Below are 15,405 nucleotides of genomic sequence, written 5' to 3'. Positions count from 1 at the left end.
GCACACCGGTTTTCAGGTTCAGGGACACCGCCACGCTGTTGGGTACGTCTTCATAGCTGACGATATCGAAACCTGCGCCGCCAATCAGTTGGTCGGCACCTGCGCCTCCCATCAACAGATCATTACCTGCCCCACCATTCAAGACATCATTGCCCGCCAAACCGCGTATCTGATCATCGCCCGCAGTACCGAGCAGATTATCGGCACCAGCGGTCCCGTTGATTATCGCCATTACATCGTCCTTGTGTTTTTGTGTTGGAAACTACGGTTGAAAAACCAGGTAGAAGCTTCCTGACTTCCATATCGCCATCCAGTGTCATGGCCCAATGAAGCAGGTCGTGCGAAGTTTTGACGCCAAGGTCCTTTGCCAGGCAGGACTGCAACTTCCACACCATAAATTCAGACAAACGGTTAATTGGTGAATGTAAATTTAGTGACACGCATAAAAAAACCGACGCTCAAGGCGTCGGTTTTCAATGCAGCTATCAGATCACATCAAGTCATCTGAATGATGGTCTGCATGATGGTGCTCTGAGTGGAAATAGTCTTGGCGTTCGCCTGATAGTTGCTCTGGCCTTTGATCAGGTCTACCAGCTCGTTGGTCAGGTTTACGTTCGACTCTTCCAGCGAGTTGGAAGCGATCGAACCCAAGGTACCGGTTTCCGGTGCGTCGTAGCCCGGGATACCCGAAGCGAACGTCTCTTTCCAGCTGGTGCCACCGATAGCCTGCAGGCCTTGTTCGTTGGTGAAACTGGCCAGCGCGACCTGGCCGATGGCCTTGCTCTGGTTGTTGCTGAAGTTGGCAAACAAAGTACCGGTGCCGTCGATGGTCAGGTTGGTGATCTGGCCAGTGGCGTAACCGTCCTGAGTCGGAATCGAACGCGCGGTGTCAGCGTTGTACTGAGTGGTCTTGGACATGGAGATGGTCACGCCAGCCGTGTTGGCTGCTGCGCCGTTAGGTACAAAGTTACCGTTGACCACGTTGCCCGGCTTCCAATTGGCCAGCTTCAAGTCGCTGCTGATGATCGGATTGGCCGGATCCGCCGGGTTAGGCGTGCTGACCTGCGTCAGATTGCCCGAACTGTCAAACGTCAGTGTCGAAGCAGTTGGAGGCGTCGTGAGTGGATTGCTACCGGTCGCATCCGGGTTACGCCCGTCCACCAGGGTGTAAACCTTCCAAGTGTTTTGGCCGGTTTTCACCATGTACTGATCCATGACGTGCGAGTTGCCCTGCGAGTCGTAGATCGGAGTGCTGAAGCTCTTCGTGTACGTCTCAAGCTTGCTTGGGTCGAACTTGACGGCGTTGGTGCCGGTATCAACGATCACCGACGCAGTCGAGTTCAAGTTGATGCTTGACGTTACCAACGAAGTCGATTTCGGCGCCAGGTTCGAGGTATCAATCTTCAGGTCGGTCAATACACCGTTGATGATCTTGCCGTTGGCGTCCACACCGTAACCCTGCAGGCGCGAGGTGTAGTCGGTGTTGGTGATGTAACCGGCGTTGTCGACCTTGAACGTACCGGCACGGGTGTAGGACACCGAGCCGTTGTTGCTCATGGTGAAGAAGCCCGAACCGTTGATGCCCATGTCCAGCACGTTACCGGTGTTGTTGATGTCACCCTGGGTGAACTGCTGGGAAACGTTGGCCAGGCGCACGCCGTTGCCGATCACTTTGCTGCCGCTGCCCAGGCGAGTGGCCGAGTAGACGTCTTCGAATTCTGCACGGGACGATTTGAAACCGGCGGTCGCGACGTTGGCGATGTTGTTGCCGGTCACGTCCAGTTGTTTGTTGGCTGCATAGAGACCGCTAAGGCCGATATTGAAAGACATATTCCACTCCTTTGTGCCGGTTAGTCGGCTCTATATACCAATGGTTTGTACTTTGGACAGGGCAACGGTGCCCTTGCCGGACAGGTTGAGCATCAGTTCGCCGCCGGTCTGGCTGATCGTCACGCTGGTGACGGTGGCCGGCAGGTACGTCGCCATATCGGTCGAGGTGCCATTGATCGATGCGTTGGCCTTGACGGTATAGGTACCGGTCTTGACCAGATTGCCGTCCTTGTCCTTGCCGTCCCAGGTGAAGCTCGCGGCGCCTGCGGCGCGACTGCCCAGATCGATGGTGCGAACCACCGCGCCGCTGCTGTCGGTGATGCTCACGGTGCCGCCGGCAATCGACGACGGAACGGTGACCGAACCGGTCATGCCTTTGCTCGGATCGTCGAGCTGAACCGAGTTGGTCTGCACGATCACATTGCGACCCACCAGCGACGAAGCCTGCAACGCTTGCGAGGAGTTGTAGTTGCCGGCCAGCGAACTGACCGTGCTGTTCAGCGTGGTGATGCCTTCCAGGCTGCTGAACTGCGCCAACTGCGCAACAAATGCGCTGTTGTCCTGCGGATCGAGCGGGTTCTGGTTTTTCAGCTGGGTGACCAGCAATTGCAGGAACGCGTCCTTGCCCAGGGCCTGGCCGCCGGTGGCGCTGTTAGTGGCCGAAGCAATGCCACCGGTGGTCGAACTGGTCTTTTTCGACGAGTTCGCCAGGATGTCATTCATGCTCAAGCTGCTGGTGGTATCGGAAACACTCATGGCCGTCGCCCCTTATTACTGACCGAGGGTCAGTACTTTCTGCATCATGGTTTTGGCGGTGTTCATCATTTCGGCGTTGGTCTGGAAGGACCGGCTCGCGGAAATCATGTCAGCCATTTCTTCCACCACGTTGACGTTCGGGTAGTAGACGTAGCCTTTGGCGTCGGCTGCCGGATGATTCGGCTCGTAGCGCGCTTCGAGGTTGCTCTGGTCTTCCACCACGCCGAGTACCTGCACGCCTTGACCAGCCGCGTCCTGGCTCTGGAACAGCGAATTGCTGCCGCTGTTCTGGCCGCCCTGAAACATGGTGGCGAACACCGGGTGACGGGCGCGATAGGTCTGATCGATGCTCGACGAGACGGTTTCGGCGTTGGCGATGTTCGAGGCCACGGTGTTCAGACGCGTGGTCTGTGCGCTCATGCCGCTGCCGGCAATGTTGAAAACGCTGGACAGGGACATGGATTACTCTCCGCGCAGGGCTGACACCAGCCCTTTGAATTTGCTGTTGAGCAGGGTGAAGCTGGCCTGGAAGCCGACGGCGTTTTCCGCGTAGTTCGACTGTTCCAGTTGGGCGTCCACGGTGTTCTGGTCGATCGACGGTTGCATCGGCGTGCGATACATCAGCGATTCGTCGCCGTTGCCCAGGCCTTCAGCTTCGATGTGACGGCTGTTGGTCATGTTCAGGGCGATGGTGCCGTTCGCATTTTTCTGGGTCTGTGCTTCAAGCACTTTGGAGAAGTCCAGATCCCGCGCCTTGTAGTTCGGGGTATCGGCGTTGGCGATGTTGTTGGCCAGCACTTCGGCACGCTGGGCGCGGAAGCCCAATGCCTTTTCGTGAATGCCGAGCGCTTTATCGAAGCTGATGCTCATGTCGGGAACCTTCAGGTGACCGGTTTTTCGTAACTGAGCTTTAGCAAGCGCCGTGCCAAACCACAAAACCCACATAAACCGGGGCTTTGCCGGGAGTCGGCAAAGCGGCAATGCCAGAAAAGCGGCAACCGGTTTCCGCCGGATGCCGCTTTTCTGCCGCTTCTTCCTGTTAACACCTCCCCCTGTAGGAGCTGCCGAAGGTTCGGGCTGCGATCGGACGATCTTTTGATCTTGTTCTTAAAAAACAAAATCAAAAGATCGCAGCCTTCGGCAGCTCCTACGTGAAGCATGCGGCAAAAAAAAGGAGCCCTTGAGGGCTCCCTTTTTTCCGCATGCTTCACTTCGCCTGGTAAATAATCCCCGGGCTGCACTGCACCATCTGGTAATGGTCCGGCAAACCGTTCAGCGCTTCGGAAGCGCCAAGGAACAGATAACCACCCGGCTTCAACGTGCTGTGAATGCGCAACAGAATGTCTTTCTTCACTTCGGCAGAGAAGTAGATCAACACGTTGCGGCAGAACACGATGTCGAACTTGCCCAGCGCGGCATAGCTGTCGAGCAGGTTGAACGAGCGGAACTCCACGCGGTTCTTGATCGGCGCCTTGATTACCCAGCGCCCCGGCCCTTTCGGGTCGAAGTAACGCTGCAGACGTTCCGGCGACAAACCGCGACCGATGGCCAGGCTGTCGTACTCGCCAGTCTTGCAGTTGGTCAGCATGAGGCCGGACAGGTCGGTCGCAACAATCTGCACGCCCATCTTCAACTGGCCAAGGTTGGACCGCTCGAACTCGTCGATCGACATCGACAGCGAGTACGGTTCCTGACCCGACGAGCACGCTGCCGACCAGATCCGCAGACGCTGGTTGGGGCTGGCCTTGATTGCTTCAGGCAGCACCTTGTTCTTCAAGACTTCAAACGGATAGGTGTCACGAAACCACAGGGTTTCGTTGGTCGTCATGGCATCGACCACTTGCTCGCGCAAACCGCTGCGCGGCTGGGTCTGGATGCGCTGAACCAGCTCACCCAGGGATTTGATGCCTTGCTGCTCCATCAGTTTGTTGAGACGGCTCGAGACCAGGTACTGCTTGTTTTCACCGAGCAGAATGCCACAGGCTTTTTCCAGGAAGACCCGGAACTGTTCGAAATCCAAATTACCCGTAGACAATGATGCCGCCTCTTAAATCGTGTTGACCGCCAGGGACAAAACGCCCCTAGCTGATATCTGCTGCTTTGATCCGGTCGACTACCCGGGATGCGAGGTCATCAGGACGGAATTTGGCCAAAAAGTCATCGGCACCGACTTTCTTGACCATCGCCTGATTGAATACCCCCGACAACGAAGTATGCAGGATGATATGAAGCTTTTGCATGCGTGCGTCGCCGCGGATTTCCGCCGTCAGGGTGTACCCGTCCATCTCCGGCATCTCGATGTCGGAAATCATCATCAGGAACTCTTCTTCCGGCTTCTTGCCCTCATCGACCAGCTTGCGCAGGTAATCCAGCGCCTGCTTGCCGTCGTTCAGCGCCACCACTTCGACACCGATCGTCTGTAGACAACGCGTGACCTGCTTCCGCGCCACCGATGAGTCATCGACCGTCAAGACACGCAACGACAGTGCTTTGGTCTGGGTCTCGACATCGACCACGCCCACCGAAATCGCTTCCGGTGTCGGCGCAACTTCCGCCAGCACTTTCTCGACGTCGATGATTTCGACTAACTGATTGTCCACCCGAGTCACAGCGGTCAAGTAATGATCGCGACCCGTGCCCTTGGGTGGTGGATGAATCTCTTCCCAGTTCATGTTGACGATGCGCTCCACCGAGCGGACCAGGAAACCCTGGGTCTTGGTGTTGTACTCCGTGATGATCACGAACGGGTTGTTCTTGTCTTTCAACGCTCCGGAACCGGTGGCCATTGCCAGATCAAGGATCGGAATGGTCGCCCCCCGGATATTTGCCACCCCGCACACGACAGGACTGGACTTGGGCATCAACGTCAGCGACGGGCACTGCAACACTTCCCGCACCTTGAACACGTTGATTCCATAGAGCTGCTGACCGTCGAGACGGAACAACAACAGCTCCAGGCGATTCTGCCCTACCAGTTGCGTGCGCTGGTTCACCGAATCCATTACACCAGCCATGCCCCAGACTCCTACACCAACGCCAAGTGTTGTTGCGACGCACATTCATTGCTAAACGGCACGGCGCTTGCTTTTTAACTCGTATGAACGCTCAAACGACATTTTTCCGACGCCTGACATCACCTCTTCGCAGAGGGCTTTGTGTCGCGTGCGCCATTTGCTGCTCTTTTGCTGGCAGCCCTGCCATTGCTGATGCGGTTACCTTGCCTGACATGCTTATCGGCGTCACTCAGGGCTTTCTTGAATTCACCGTAGAAGACTATCTGGCTACCAGTCAAACGGAAGGCCGCTATGAAATCGAAGTAAACCAGCTCGACCCGCGTATGCGCATGCCTATGTGCGACAAGGAATTGACAGCGACTCTGGAGAGCCCGGCACGTCCTTTGGGCCGGGTTACCGTGAAGGTCCGCTGTGAGGGCGCCTCGCCCTGGACCGTGTTCGTGCCCGCTCAAGTCCGCCTGTTTCGCGAGATTGTGACCACCACGCGGCCGCTGAAACGCGCAGGGATTATCGAGCCACAGGACGTGACCCTGCGAGAGCGCGACGTGAGCACGATCAACCAAGGCTTTCTGACCTCGGTAGACGAAGCGATCGGGCAGAAATTGACCCGACCAACGGTAGCCGATCAGGTCATTACCCTGGTTCATCTGGAACAGGCCGAAGTCATTCGCAAGGGCGATCAAGTGGTCATCACTGCGCGCAGCGGCACGCTCGCCGTGCGCATGCCCGGTGAAGCGCTGGCCAATGGCGGTTTGAAAGAACAGATCCGGGTGAAAAACCTCAACTCGCAACGGGTCATCAAGGCGCAAGTCACCGCGCCGGGCCAAGTGGAAGTGGCGATGTAGAAAACTGGCGCTAGCCCCGGCTGTTCCCTAAACTGTGCCGCAGCAGGACACGCGCCGGCGCATGCAAGGCTCATTGTAAATGTGCCTAAAGTTTTCCAGGGGATGGCCGAAAACATGGCAAGCGTCCAAATTCCCAGAGGTTTTTTATCATGGTCATCGATTTCAGCCGTTTGAACAGCTCCTCGTCACTTACGGGCAGTACACGTACCAGCAACGCCAAGGAAACCGCCGAATCCGGCACCTCCGCGCCGCTGAATACCCAGGCCGAAACGGCCAGTACCGCAAAAAGCGGGGAATCGGTACACCTCAGTAATGAGGCTCAACAGTTGCAGAAGGTCACTGACAAGCTGCGCGATCAACCTGCTGTCGACAAAGCCCGTGTGGCCGAGTTGAAAGCCGCGATTGCCGATGGCAGCTATAAAGTCGACAGCAACCGTGTAGCCAGCAAACTGCTCAACTTCGAAGCCCAGCGCTAGGCCTTTGCCGGCGCGAGGCTTTTGGACGCTTAATACCCAAGGCCAGCCATGCACGACACTAATTTATTGCAACTGATCAACGACGACTTTGCTCCAGCTCAACAATTGCTGGAGTTGCTGCAAACCGAATCTCTCGCGTTGCACGGTCGCGACATGCCACTGCTGGAAGAAATTCTGGCGCACAAACAGGCATTGATCATTCTGCTTGAACAGCATGGCCGCAAACGCAGCGAAATCCTCGCCAGCCTCAACCTGCCGACTGATCGTACAGGCCTTGTGCAACTGGCCAGCCAGTCGAGCATTGGCGAGCAGCTGTTGACGCAAGGCGATGCATTGACCGATCTGATCGCTCAATGCCAGGCCGCCAACGTCAAGAATGGCCAGTCCATTCAGATCCAGCAGGCCGCCACGGCCAATCAGCTGAAGATCCTCACCGGCGGTGAAGCGCCAGCGCTTTATAACGCCAGTGGCACCTTTGCCAAACCCGCCATACCGCGTCCGCTCAGCCAGGCATGAGCCGTTGATGCGCCAGCTCTATCAACCCGCGGAACATGCTGGCAAAATGCTGGCTAGTCGTCATATTTTGTCTGGAGATTGATTAACCGTGTCCAACGCCCTCAGCGCGGATGATGCTCCGCAGCCCCCTAAGGTGCTCACCACGCCACTGGAAATCTCCAGCAACCTGCGCCAGCTGCAAGAAAGCCACGATCCGCTGATCATTACCTTTCATGAGCGCAGCCAGCGCTTCCAGAGCTATCTGATCAAAGTCGACCGCGACAGCGCTTCGATCGCGCTGGACGAGATGATCCCGCGTGACGGCGAACGTTTCCTGCTGGCCGGCGAGCCGTTCAAGGTCGAAGGCTTTCATGACGGTGTGCGCATTGCCTGGGAATGCACCGGCACGTTGAATATCGAGGAATCCGACGGTGATCGCTTCTACACCGGCGAGCTACCGACCGAAGTGGTTTACCACCAGCGCCGCAATGCTTTCCGCGCCGCACTGAAACTGACTGATCTGGTCAGCGTTGAATTGGGCGGAGAAAAGCTCAAGGCGCCGATCAACGGCAAACTGCTGGATATCTCCGCGACCGGCTGCAAGCTGCGTTTCGAAGGCGATATCACTGATCGCCTGCAACTGGGCCAGGTCTATGACCGCCTGATTGCCCCGCCGCTGTTCGGCAACCAGCCGACCTCCGTTGAACTGCGTTATCTGCACTTCGAAGAAAAACTCAACATCACCTTCGCCGGCCTGCGTTTCCACAACATCAGTGGTCAGGCCGCGCGCAACGTTGAGCGTTTTGTGTATCAGCTGCAACGTGAGGCACGCCGTTTCGACAAAGACGATCTCTGATTCGTCCGGCCAATAAAAAGGGCAGCCCAGGGCTGCCCTTTTTTATGCGCCATGCGTTTTGTTCAGTTCAAGGTCTGCCGCCACTGAGATCCGGAGCCGGCTTGTCACTGCCACTATCAGGCTCCGCTTCTGCTGCAAGCTCTGGCTGCGCATCGGGTTCAGGCTCTGGCCCTGGCTCAGGCGTTGTCGGCGCCTGCAAAGGGTCCTGCACCATCTGCTCCTGCACCACCTGCTCGTCTACTCGAGGGTCGAGGGCCGCCACCAGTGGCGAGCTGGACATACTGTCGGGCATGGCCACGTGATGCAGCGGCGCGTCGTCGACCTGATGCAGATTGGTCACGGCTTTCGGCCGGATCCGCCACACCAGCACCAGCGCGAAGAAGCTGAAGAACGCATAAAGGCTCTGACTGCCGAACAGTTTCATCAGCACGCCCGCCAGCAACGGTCCGATGCTCGCACCAACACCGTAAGTCACCAACAGCATCGCCGTCAGCGACACCCGCCGATCACCTTCCACATGGTCATTGGAGAACGCCACCGCCAGCGGATACAGGCAGAACTGCACCAGTGAGCACAGGAAGCCAACCCCGAACAGCACCTCCAGCGGCACCTGCGGCAGCACCGCCAACGGCAACGCCGCCACCGCCAGGAACCCGGCAAAGCAGCGAATCAGCAGCGCCCGGTCATAACGATCGGACAACCAGCCCAACGGCCACTGCACCAACAAACCAGCAAAAATGCAGCTACCCATGAACAGACCGACTTGCTCGGTCGACAGGCCTTGTTGCGAGGCATACAGCGGCGCCAGACCATAGAACGAACCGATGATCAAACCGGCACCGAGCACCGTACTCAACGACTGCGGCACGCGCTTGATAAAGAAGCGCGGTTCCATCGGTGCCGGATGCAGGGGCGCCGGGTGAATCCGCCGAGTCAACGTCACCGGTACCAGACACAGCGCAAAGCACAGCGCGACCAGCATCAGCAGTTCCAGGCCCAAGCCCGGATGCATGACCAGAATCAGTTGACCGAGCACCAGGCCCAGGTACGAAGCGATCATGTAACCGCTGAACACCAGACCTCGCTGATTGGCATCCGCCTGCTCGTTGAGCCAGCTCTCGATCACCATGTACTGGCACATCATGCCCAGACCGACGATGGTCCGCAGCACCAGCCACGCCGGCAGCCAATCGACCAGCCCATGGCCCAGCACCGCCGCCCCGACAATCCCGGCACACGCAGAATAAGCGCGGATATGCCCGACCCGGGCAATCAGTCGGTGACCGATCTTGCCACCCAGCACCAGACCGAAATAGTTGGCCGCCATCAGCGCACCGACCCACAGTCCATCGACATTGTCAGCGGCCAGACGCAAGGCCAGATAAGTGGATAGAAGGCCCGAGCCGATCAACATCATCAGCGAGGCGAAATACAACGCTCGAAAGGATTTCCAGATTTGGCGCATCGGCGTTCCGAGCGGCTCCTTGCAGTAAAGACCGGACTATCAAAACGATAGCCCGGTGGCGACAGTTCGTCAGGCCTGGGCTGCTAGAACACGCCGTTCCCAGGGAGTGATTTCATCAAAGAAGCTGGTCAACTCCATGGTCTTCGAAGCGATGTAGCCTTCGATGAACTCCTGTCCGAACAGTTCCCTCGCCAATTGGCTACGTTTCAGACGTTCGAGTGCGGCATGCAAAGTACACGGCAGCGAGAGATTGTCCGGCACCTCGAACTCGCCCTGAATGGCTTCGCTCGGTTCCAGCTCGTGCTCGATACCATGCAGACCGGCAGCCAGACTGGCGGCGATCGCCAGATACGGATTGGTATCGGCACCCGGCAAGCGGTTCTCGACCCGACGAGCAACCGGTGAACTCGCCGGAATTCGCAGTCCCGCCGCCCGATTGTCGTGGGACCAGCAGGCGTTGTTCGGCGATGCATAGGGATGGCAAAGGCGCTGATAGGAATTCACATTGGGTGCAAACAGCGCGGTGAAATCGGCCATGCCCGCCTGTTGACCGCCGATGAAGTAGCGGAACATCGCGGTCGGCTCACCGTGCGCATCACTGAAGACATTCTTGCCGCTGGCGATCTCGACGATGCTCTGATGAATGTGCATCGAACTGCCCGGCGTGTGGGCCAGCGGTTTGGCCATGCAGACCACGGTCAGGCCATGCTTGAGCGCAACTTCCTTGAGCAGGTGCTTGAACAGGAACGTCTGGTCGGCGAGTAACAGCGGATCGCCGTGCAGCAGATTGATCTCGAACTGGCTGACGCCCATCTCGTGCATGAAGGTATCGCGCGGCAGACCGAGGGCGGCCATGCATTTATAGACTTCGTTGAAGAATGGCCGCAGACCGTTATTGGAGCTGATGCTGAACGCGGACTGGCCATCCTCGCGGCGACCGTCGAGACCGACAGGAGGCCGAAATGGTTGAGTCGGATCGGTGTTCGGCGCGAAGACAAAGAATTCCAGCTCGGTCGCCACCACTGGCGCCAGGCCGCGCTCGGCGTAACGGGCAATGACTTTTTTCAACTGGCCACGGGTCGACAGATTGGAGCTTTCGCCGGTCAGTTCATCGGCGTCGCAAATAGCCAGGGCTCGCGGGTCGTCGCTCCATGGCAAACGATGGATCTGGGTCGGCTCGGCGACCAGCGCCAAGTCTCCGTCATCGCTGCCATAAAAACGCGCTGCCGGGTAACCGCCCATGATGCATTGCAGCAGCACTCCCCGCGCCAGTTGCAAACGCCGCCCTTCGAGGAAACCCTCGGCGGTCATCACTTTACCCCGTGGTACGCCGTTCAAATCCGGCGTGACACATTCAATCTCATCAATGCCCGTCAATCGCTGCGCGAGTGAACGCTGGCCATCGGTTGTCATGACGCAATCCTTGTTATTGTGCGAGCCGCGAACGGCGACCCGTACAAAATAGGCTTCGGCTGTTCGGAATATCAAGCAGCGTCAAACAAAAAAACAGACAACGCGAATGCTCCCTTCGGCAGCACCTGCAAGGGGATGTGCGTTCAGGGTAGGTAGAGGCTGAAGACGCCGCCGCCCAATGGCCCGCCATTGCGGATTTCGGTGCGACCTTCGACACCGTTGCGCTGATGCAGCGCCGCGATGCGATTGGCGAAATACAACCCGAGGCCGGTGCTGCCGCTGCTGTGGTTGATGCCTTGCACATAATCGGCCTGACGCTCGAGCATCTCGACCGGGTAACCGTCGCCGTCGTCGTTGATGCTCAGCACCAGTTGCCCGGCCTCGTCGCTGACGGTAATCAGCAGGGATTCCCGGGCATAACGAATCGCATTGTTGATGCAGTTACCCAGCACCGAGGCAACCAGTTCGCGGTCGAAGAAACCCAACGGGCTTAGCGGGTCGACTTCATAGGTGGCGATAATGCCGCGACTGGCAAACACCTCTTGATGCGCCGCCAGTTGTGCCTCGATGAAGTCGTCCAGTTCGTGATACGCCGGTTGCAGCGGCAGCTGGTTGACGCCGAGCTTATACAGCCCGAGCAACTGCACCAGCATGCCATTGAGGTGGGCGAACTCGAAGTCGATCACACCCTGCTCCGAGCCTTGGCGCTGCGCCTCAGGCAAGCGCGCCAGCCATTGGCTATGGGCCTGCATGAGCATGGCCAGCGAGTTCTTCATGTCGTGGACGGTGGAGGCGATCACCGTGGAAAAATCCAGAGCCTGCTCGTCTTGGTTCATTCGCCAAACGCCTTGCTTTTCAGCTTCTGATAACGCGCAAAACGCGCGTCGGTGTCGGGCATCAGGCCGACCATTTTCAGGCAGGCCCGACATTCTTCCAGCTCCGCCGACGGCACACTGGTGTCGGTGCCGTGGAGCAGCGACTGGGCCATGTTCAGCGCGATACTGATGTTCTTCGGTTGCATCTTCAGCGCCTTGCGGAAGACCTCGCGGGCCTCCACCAGATTACCGGTCTTGTACACTCGCACGCCCTGACGATTGAGATCGGCAGCGGCGTTGCTGGAGCTGAGAATAGTCGGGTCATCGGTCAGCTTGGCGATGTCTTTCATTACCGCCGGGTCGTCACCGTAGATCTCCGCACAGCTTTTGAGCATCGAGGTGCCCGCCTCCGCCTGACCGAGCATCTGCAATTGCTTGGCGACCAGCAGCGCCGCTTCCGGACTCATGAACTGCTCCATGCCGTCGAGACGCATCAGCGCTTGCTCGGTGAGTTTGTCGGCGGTTTCGGCATCGTTGAGGAGCAGGCTGGTGGCTTTCATCAGACGTGCACGAATCTGCAGGCCCGGATCGGTCGGGTTTTCTTTGGCCACGGCGCTGAGGGTGGTGTTGATCTCAAGACGCGTGCGCGTGTCGAGACCGCGCTCGCTGCCCTTGCTGATCAGCGCGTGAGCCAGGCCGAGGTTGCTTTCCGGATCCTTGAAGCGCGACTGCGCACCTTGCGACACCGCCTGGCGATAAGCACGCGAGGCGGTGTCGAAATCTTCGTTGGCCATCGCCAGTTTGCCCAGCAATGCCTGTCGGCGCACCGCCAATGGCGAAAGACGAATGGCCTCTTCGAGCACCTGCTGCGCGCCTTTGGTATCGCCCTCCGATACCAGCACATCGGCCATACCGTCATACAGCGACGGCATCATCGGGAACACCTTGAGCGCTTTCTCATAAACGCCTTTAGCCTGTGCGACCTGACCTCGCTTGAACAGCAACTTGCCCAATCCGGCAAATGCCCACGGCAATGGGCGGTCAGCAATGATGCTGTCGTAGAGGCGCTCCAGCGCTTCGTTCTGGTTCAGGTCGCGCAGCGCATCAGCGCGGTAGCGCAGGCACAGTGGCGAATAACGGATGTCCTGCTTGCACAAGGCGATACAAGCGTTTAGCACCTCGACCGGTTTGCCACGGTCGAGGGCCTGCAGAATCGGTTTGAGCAACGTCTTGCGCTGCTCCAGACGCTCCAGGCGCTGGGCGAGGCCGGAACGGTTGAACGGTTTGGTCAGGTACGCATCCGGCTCGTGCTCCAGGGCACTGAGTACCATCGCCTGGCTGGTTTCGGCGGTGACCATGACGAACACTGCTTCATGACTGATGAGCTTTTCCAGCATCAGATCTTCGAGTACCTGCTGACCGTTCTTCTTGCCGTCGCCAAGGTGGAAATCCTGCAGAATGAAATCGTAGGACTTCTGCGCGCACATCTTCAGCGCCTGTTCACCGGTGTCGGCGGTATCGACGTCCTTGACCCCGAGCTCACGCAACATCGAACGAACGGAACTGCGGAAATCCGAGAAATCATCGACGATCAGAAAACTCTTTTGGTGATACGACAGCATCGAAGATTTCCAGGCAATTGAAGTGAGGGCAATTTCAGGCGCGCAGATGATAGCTGGCGGCCAAATGCTATCAAGTGATTTCGCGCGACTTTGAAGTCACCGAATGGGTTATCGGCCAGAAGTGCGGTTCCCTGAAGCGGATGCTTCAAGATTCCTCACCCAGCCTTTACCCTGCGCACTAGGACACCCTCCCACTACAAGGCTTAGATCGTGTACATCAAAGGACGCTACATCGCTTCCGCCTGCGCTCTGCTGTTTGTTCAGCAGGCAATGGCGGCTGGAATGGATTGCACAAAAGCGGCGAATGCCGTCGAAAACACTGTTTGCGCGAACAATCAGTTGTATGAACTGGATGCGCAGATGGGTGTGGTTTATCGGGATTTATTCAAAGCCTCTGCTCCCGCACAAGCTGAACTCAAGCGCACTCAAAGGCTGTGGTTAAAAGCCCGCAATGAATGCGCCGAAGACGTTTCGTGCCTGAGCCAGCACTATCAAGAGCGCCTGCAAGCGTTACGCGCGCAGTGGCAGGCAGCGGTTGCCTATCAACCGGATGACCTCGATGAACAGGCGCTGGACGATCTGCAAAAACGCATTCAAGCCGCCAGTAAAGATGATCCCGAATTTGCGCTGGACCGGGCACTCGCCGCGCTCGCCGTCAAAACGACTGCCGTCGGTTTTCACGGCGATGCCAATGAAGATGACTCTTCGATAACGTACTTTCCGACAGCGCAGCCCAAAGGCGTTACTGCCAATGAATGGCGAGCGTTGACCGCTTCGCGGATCACTGACGCTGCCGAAACCGGCCTGACCTCTTACACCTTGCAGGATCTGAATGGCGACGGGCAGCGTGATCTAATTGTGAATACCTACGCCGGGGGCACCGGTCTGTTCACCTATGTGGAAACCTGGCGTCGCGACGGAGAACGGTTCGTCAAACGTTCTGTTGAGCCTGAAAGTTCGCTGTTCTACACCAATGATCGCGGCGCCAATCAGTCAGTGGACTGGATAAGCCTGCGTGGCAAAACTTACGCGGCTTATCGAAACAGCGAGTACGGCGCTGATCGGATCTACTTGCTCAACCCGCTGAAAATCAACGCCCAGGTGCCTACGATGACGATCCGTTATCGCTACGACCTCGAAGTGCCCGTTCTTCAACACAAAGATGACGGCAACAGCACGTTTGAACTCGAACCCGATCTGCACCGAGCGCTCAATCTGGCAGTGGCGAAAGTAAATGAAACCGCCGCTATCCCTTCAAAAGAACCGCTCTGCCCTATTCCGGCTACCGGCGCCGGTGAAAACGATTACTACAGCTTTGGCCCGGCGCATTACAGCATTGAAAAAGTCGCCGACCTGCCGGTCTTCATTGGCAATGATTGTTACATCGGTGCTTTGATCGACTGGTTCGGCAGTTACAGCGAAAAGAATGGTTTGTTCGCGCAACTGGCATTGCGTAAACCGGAAAGCGATGACGGCAGCCGCACATACGAAGTCTACGGTCGCCGACACATAACCGAAGTCAGTACCTCAATGGGTAAAATTGAGCTGAACGAAGGTTAACCGCGCACCCCGTCTAATGTTCACAATCAATGATGTAGTCGCGGCTCGCCGTGGCAATTCGTCCGCTGACGGTAATGCAAAAAGCCCCGTCGCAATTTCCATTGCGACGGGGCTTTGAATTTGAACTTCATAGTCTGCCCGAACTTTTATCCCGGATAAACTTTTCTACAGGCAAAACAAAACCCCAACTGCTTTCGCAATTGGGGTTTCGGAATTTAATCTTGACGATGACCTACTCTCACATGGGGAAACCCCACA

16 protein-coding genes and 1 pseudogene are annotated in these 15,405 nt (G+C 57.5%); 6 read left to right on the top strand and 11 right to left on the bottom strand.

The genetic code is table 11. The features are described from left to right. The 7 genes and pseudogenes from PMI23_RS08550 to PMI23_RS08520 all read right to left on the bottom strand — a co-directional run. Positions 1-232 (bottom strand): annotated as a pseudogene (locus PMI23_RS08550) (hypothetical protein); the annotation flags it as partial. Between the two features lie 263 nt (positions 233-495). Further along, positions 496-1,830, bottom strand: coding sequence for a flagellar hook protein FlgE (gene flgE / locus PMI23_RS08545; RefSeq protein WP_007917575.1), 1,335 nt, complete (start codon positions 1,828-1,830; stop codon positions 496-498). Between the two features lie 30 nt (positions 1,831-1,860). Continuing rightward, positions 1,861-2,586 carry a flagellar hook assembly protein FlgD gene (gene flgD / locus PMI23_RS08540; RefSeq protein ID WP_007917578.1) on the bottom strand — a complete coding sequence of 242 codons (726 nt, stop codon included), beginning with the start codon at positions 2,584-2,586 and terminating at the stop codon, positions 1,861-1,863. A gap of 15 nt (positions 2,587-2,601) precedes the next feature. Then, a complete protein-coding gene (flgC, locus tag PMI23_RS08535; RefSeq protein WP_003227217.1) occupies positions 2,602-3,045 on the bottom strand; it encodes a flagellar basal body rod protein FlgC in 444 nt (147 codons plus the stop codon). A gap of 3 nt (positions 3,046-3,048) precedes the next feature. Then, positions 3,049-3,456, bottom strand: coding sequence for a flagellar basal body rod protein FlgB (gene flgB / locus PMI23_RS08530; protein ID WP_007917581.1), 408 nt, complete (start codon positions 3,454-3,456; stop codon positions 3,049-3,051). Positions 3,457-3,793: 337 nt separating this feature from the next. Then, on the bottom strand, positions 3,794-4,621 hold the full coding sequence (gene cheR, locus PMI23_RS08525) for a protein-glutamate O-methyltransferase CheR (RefSeq protein WP_007917583.1): 828 nt from the start codon (positions 4,619-4,621) through the stop codon (positions 3,794-3,796). A gap of 46 nt (positions 4,622-4,667) precedes the next feature. Beyond that, entirely contained in the window at positions 4,668-5,600 is a 933-nt protein-coding gene (locus PMI23_RS08520) for a chemotaxis protein CheV (protein WP_007917585.1), read from the bottom strand. Positions 5,601-5,683: 83 nt separating this feature from the next. Between PMI23_RS08520 and flgA the strand changes: the two genes are divergently transcribed. The 4 genes from flgA (at position 5,684) to PMI23_RS08500 (ending at position 8,272) form a co-directional block, all read left to right on the top strand. Continuing rightward, entirely contained in the window at positions 5,684-6,445 is a 762-nt protein-coding gene (flgA, locus tag PMI23_RS08515) for a flagellar basal body P-ring formation chaperone FlgA (RefSeq protein ID WP_081498755.1), read from the top strand. Between the two features lie 149 nt (positions 6,446-6,594). Continuing rightward, positions 6,595-6,921, top strand: coding sequence for a flagellar biosynthesis anti-sigma factor FlgM (flgM, locus tag PMI23_RS08510; protein WP_007917589.1), 327 nt, complete (start codon positions 6,595-6,597; stop codon positions 6,919-6,921). Between the two features lie 48 nt (positions 6,922-6,969). Next, the gene (locus PMI23_RS08505) at positions 6,970-7,437 is read left to right on the top strand and encodes a flagella synthesis protein FlgN (protein WP_007917598.1); all 468 of its coding nucleotides are present in this window, start codon (positions 6,970-6,972) and stop codon (positions 7,435-7,437) included. A gap of 88 nt (positions 7,438-7,525) precedes the next feature. Next, positions 7,526-8,272 carry a flagellar brake protein gene (locus tag PMI23_RS08500; protein WP_007917600.1) on the top strand — a complete coding sequence of 249 codons (747 nt, stop codon included), beginning with the start codon at positions 7,526-7,528 and terminating at the stop codon, positions 8,270-8,272. Positions 8,273-8,339: 67 nt separating this feature from the next. Here PMI23_RS08500 and PMI23_RS08495 read toward each other — a convergent pair whose 3' ends face one another. The 4 genes from PMI23_RS08495 to PMI23_RS08480 form a co-directional block, all read right to left on the bottom strand. Then, a complete protein-coding gene (locus PMI23_RS08495) occupies positions 8,340-9,737 on the bottom strand; it encodes an MFS transporter (protein WP_007917602.1) in 1,398 nt (465 codons plus the stop codon). Positions 9,738-9,806: 69 nt separating this feature from the next. After that, complete coding sequence (locus PMI23_RS08490) at positions 9,807-11,048, bottom strand: glutamine synthetase family protein (protein ID WP_007917603.1); 1,242 nt, start codon at positions 11,046-11,048, stop codon at positions 9,807-9,809. 245 nt (positions 11,049-11,293) lie between these two features. Further along, positions 11,294-11,986: a sensor histidine kinase gene (locus PMI23_RS08485; RefSeq protein ID WP_007917604.1), complete on the bottom strand. Its 693-nt coding sequence runs from the start codon at positions 11,984-11,986 to the stop codon at positions 11,294-11,296. Further along, positions 11,983-13,587 (bottom strand): tetratricopeptide repeat-containing response regulator, encoded by a 1,605-nt coding sequence (locus PMI23_RS08480; protein WP_007917605.1) that lies wholly within the window; start codon positions 13,585-13,587, stop codon positions 11,983-11,985. The genes PMI23_RS08485 and PMI23_RS08480 overlap by 4 nt, the downstream gene beginning before the upstream one ends. A 282-nt stretch (positions 13,588-13,869) precedes the next feature. Between PMI23_RS08480 and PMI23_RS08475 the strand changes: the two genes are divergently transcribed. Further along, on the top strand, positions 13,870-15,147 hold the full coding sequence (locus tag PMI23_RS08475) for a lysozyme inhibitor LprI family protein (protein WP_238539525.1): 1,278 nt from the start codon (positions 13,870-13,872) through the stop codon (positions 15,145-15,147). 50 nt (positions 15,148-15,197) lie between these two features. Further along, the coding region (locus PMI23_RS29980) for a hypothetical protein (RefSeq protein WP_238539524.1) at positions 15,198-15,405 on the top strand (208 nt) is incomplete at its 3' end.

The sequence above is a fragment of the Pseudomonas sp. GM24 genome (assembly GCF_000282235.1).
Classification (GTDB): Bacteria; Pseudomonadota; Gammaproteobacteria; order Pseudomonadales; family Pseudomonadaceae; genus Aquipseudomonas.
This window is presented reverse-complemented; position numbering and strand designations above follow the sequence as displayed.

Excerpts from the sequence above, each read along its gene's own strand:
- PMI23_RS08480 (WP_007917605.1), bottom strand. The coding sequence starts at position 13,587 with ATGCTGTCGTATCACCAAAAGAGTTTTCTGATCGTCGATGATTTCTCG.
- PMI23_RS08495 (WP_007917602.1), bottom strand. The coding sequence starts at position 9,737 with ATGCGCCAAATCTGGAAATCCTTTCGAGCGTTGTATTTCGCCTCGCTG.
- PMI23_RS08475 (WP_238539525.1), top strand. The coding sequence starts at position 13,870 with ATGGATTGCACAAAAGCGGCGAATGCCGTCGAAAACACTGTTTGCGCG.
- PMI23_RS08490 (WP_007917603.1), bottom strand. The coding sequence starts at position 11,048 with ATGACCGCCGAGGGTTTCCTCGAAGGGCGGCGTTTGCAACTGGCGCGG.
- PMI23_RS08485 (WP_007917604.1), bottom strand. The coding sequence starts at position 11,986 with ATGAACCAAGACGAGCAGGCTCTGGATTTTTCCACGGTGATCGCCTCC.
- flgC (WP_003227217.1), bottom strand. The coding sequence starts at position 3,045 with ATGTCCCTGTCCAGCGTTTTCAACATTGCCGGCAGCGGCATGAGCGCA.
- flgB (WP_007917581.1), bottom strand. The coding sequence starts at position 3,456 with ATGAGCATCAGCTTCGATAAAGCGCTCGGCATTCACGAAAAGGCATTG.
- flgD (WP_007917578.1), bottom strand. The coding sequence starts at position 2,586 with ATGAGTGTTTCCGATACCACCAGCAGCTTGAGCATGAATGACATCCTG.
- PMI23_RS08505 (WP_007917598.1), top strand. The coding sequence starts at position 6,970 with ATGCACGACACTAATTTATTGCAACTGATCAACGACGACTTTGCTCCA.
- PMI23_RS08520 (WP_007917585.1), bottom strand. The coding sequence starts at position 5,600 with ATGGCTGGTGTAATGGATTCGGTGAACCAGCGCACGCAACTGGTAGGG.
- flgA (WP_081498755.1), top strand. The coding sequence starts at position 5,684 with ATGAACGCTCAAACGACATTTTTCCGACGCCTGACATCACCTCTTCGC.
- flgM (WP_007917589.1), top strand. The coding sequence starts at position 6,595 with ATGGTCATCGATTTCAGCCGTTTGAACAGCTCCTCGTCACTTACGGGC.
- flgE (WP_007917575.1), bottom strand. The coding sequence starts at position 1,830 with ATGTCTTTCAATATCGGCCTTAGCGGTCTCTATGCAGCCAACAAACAA.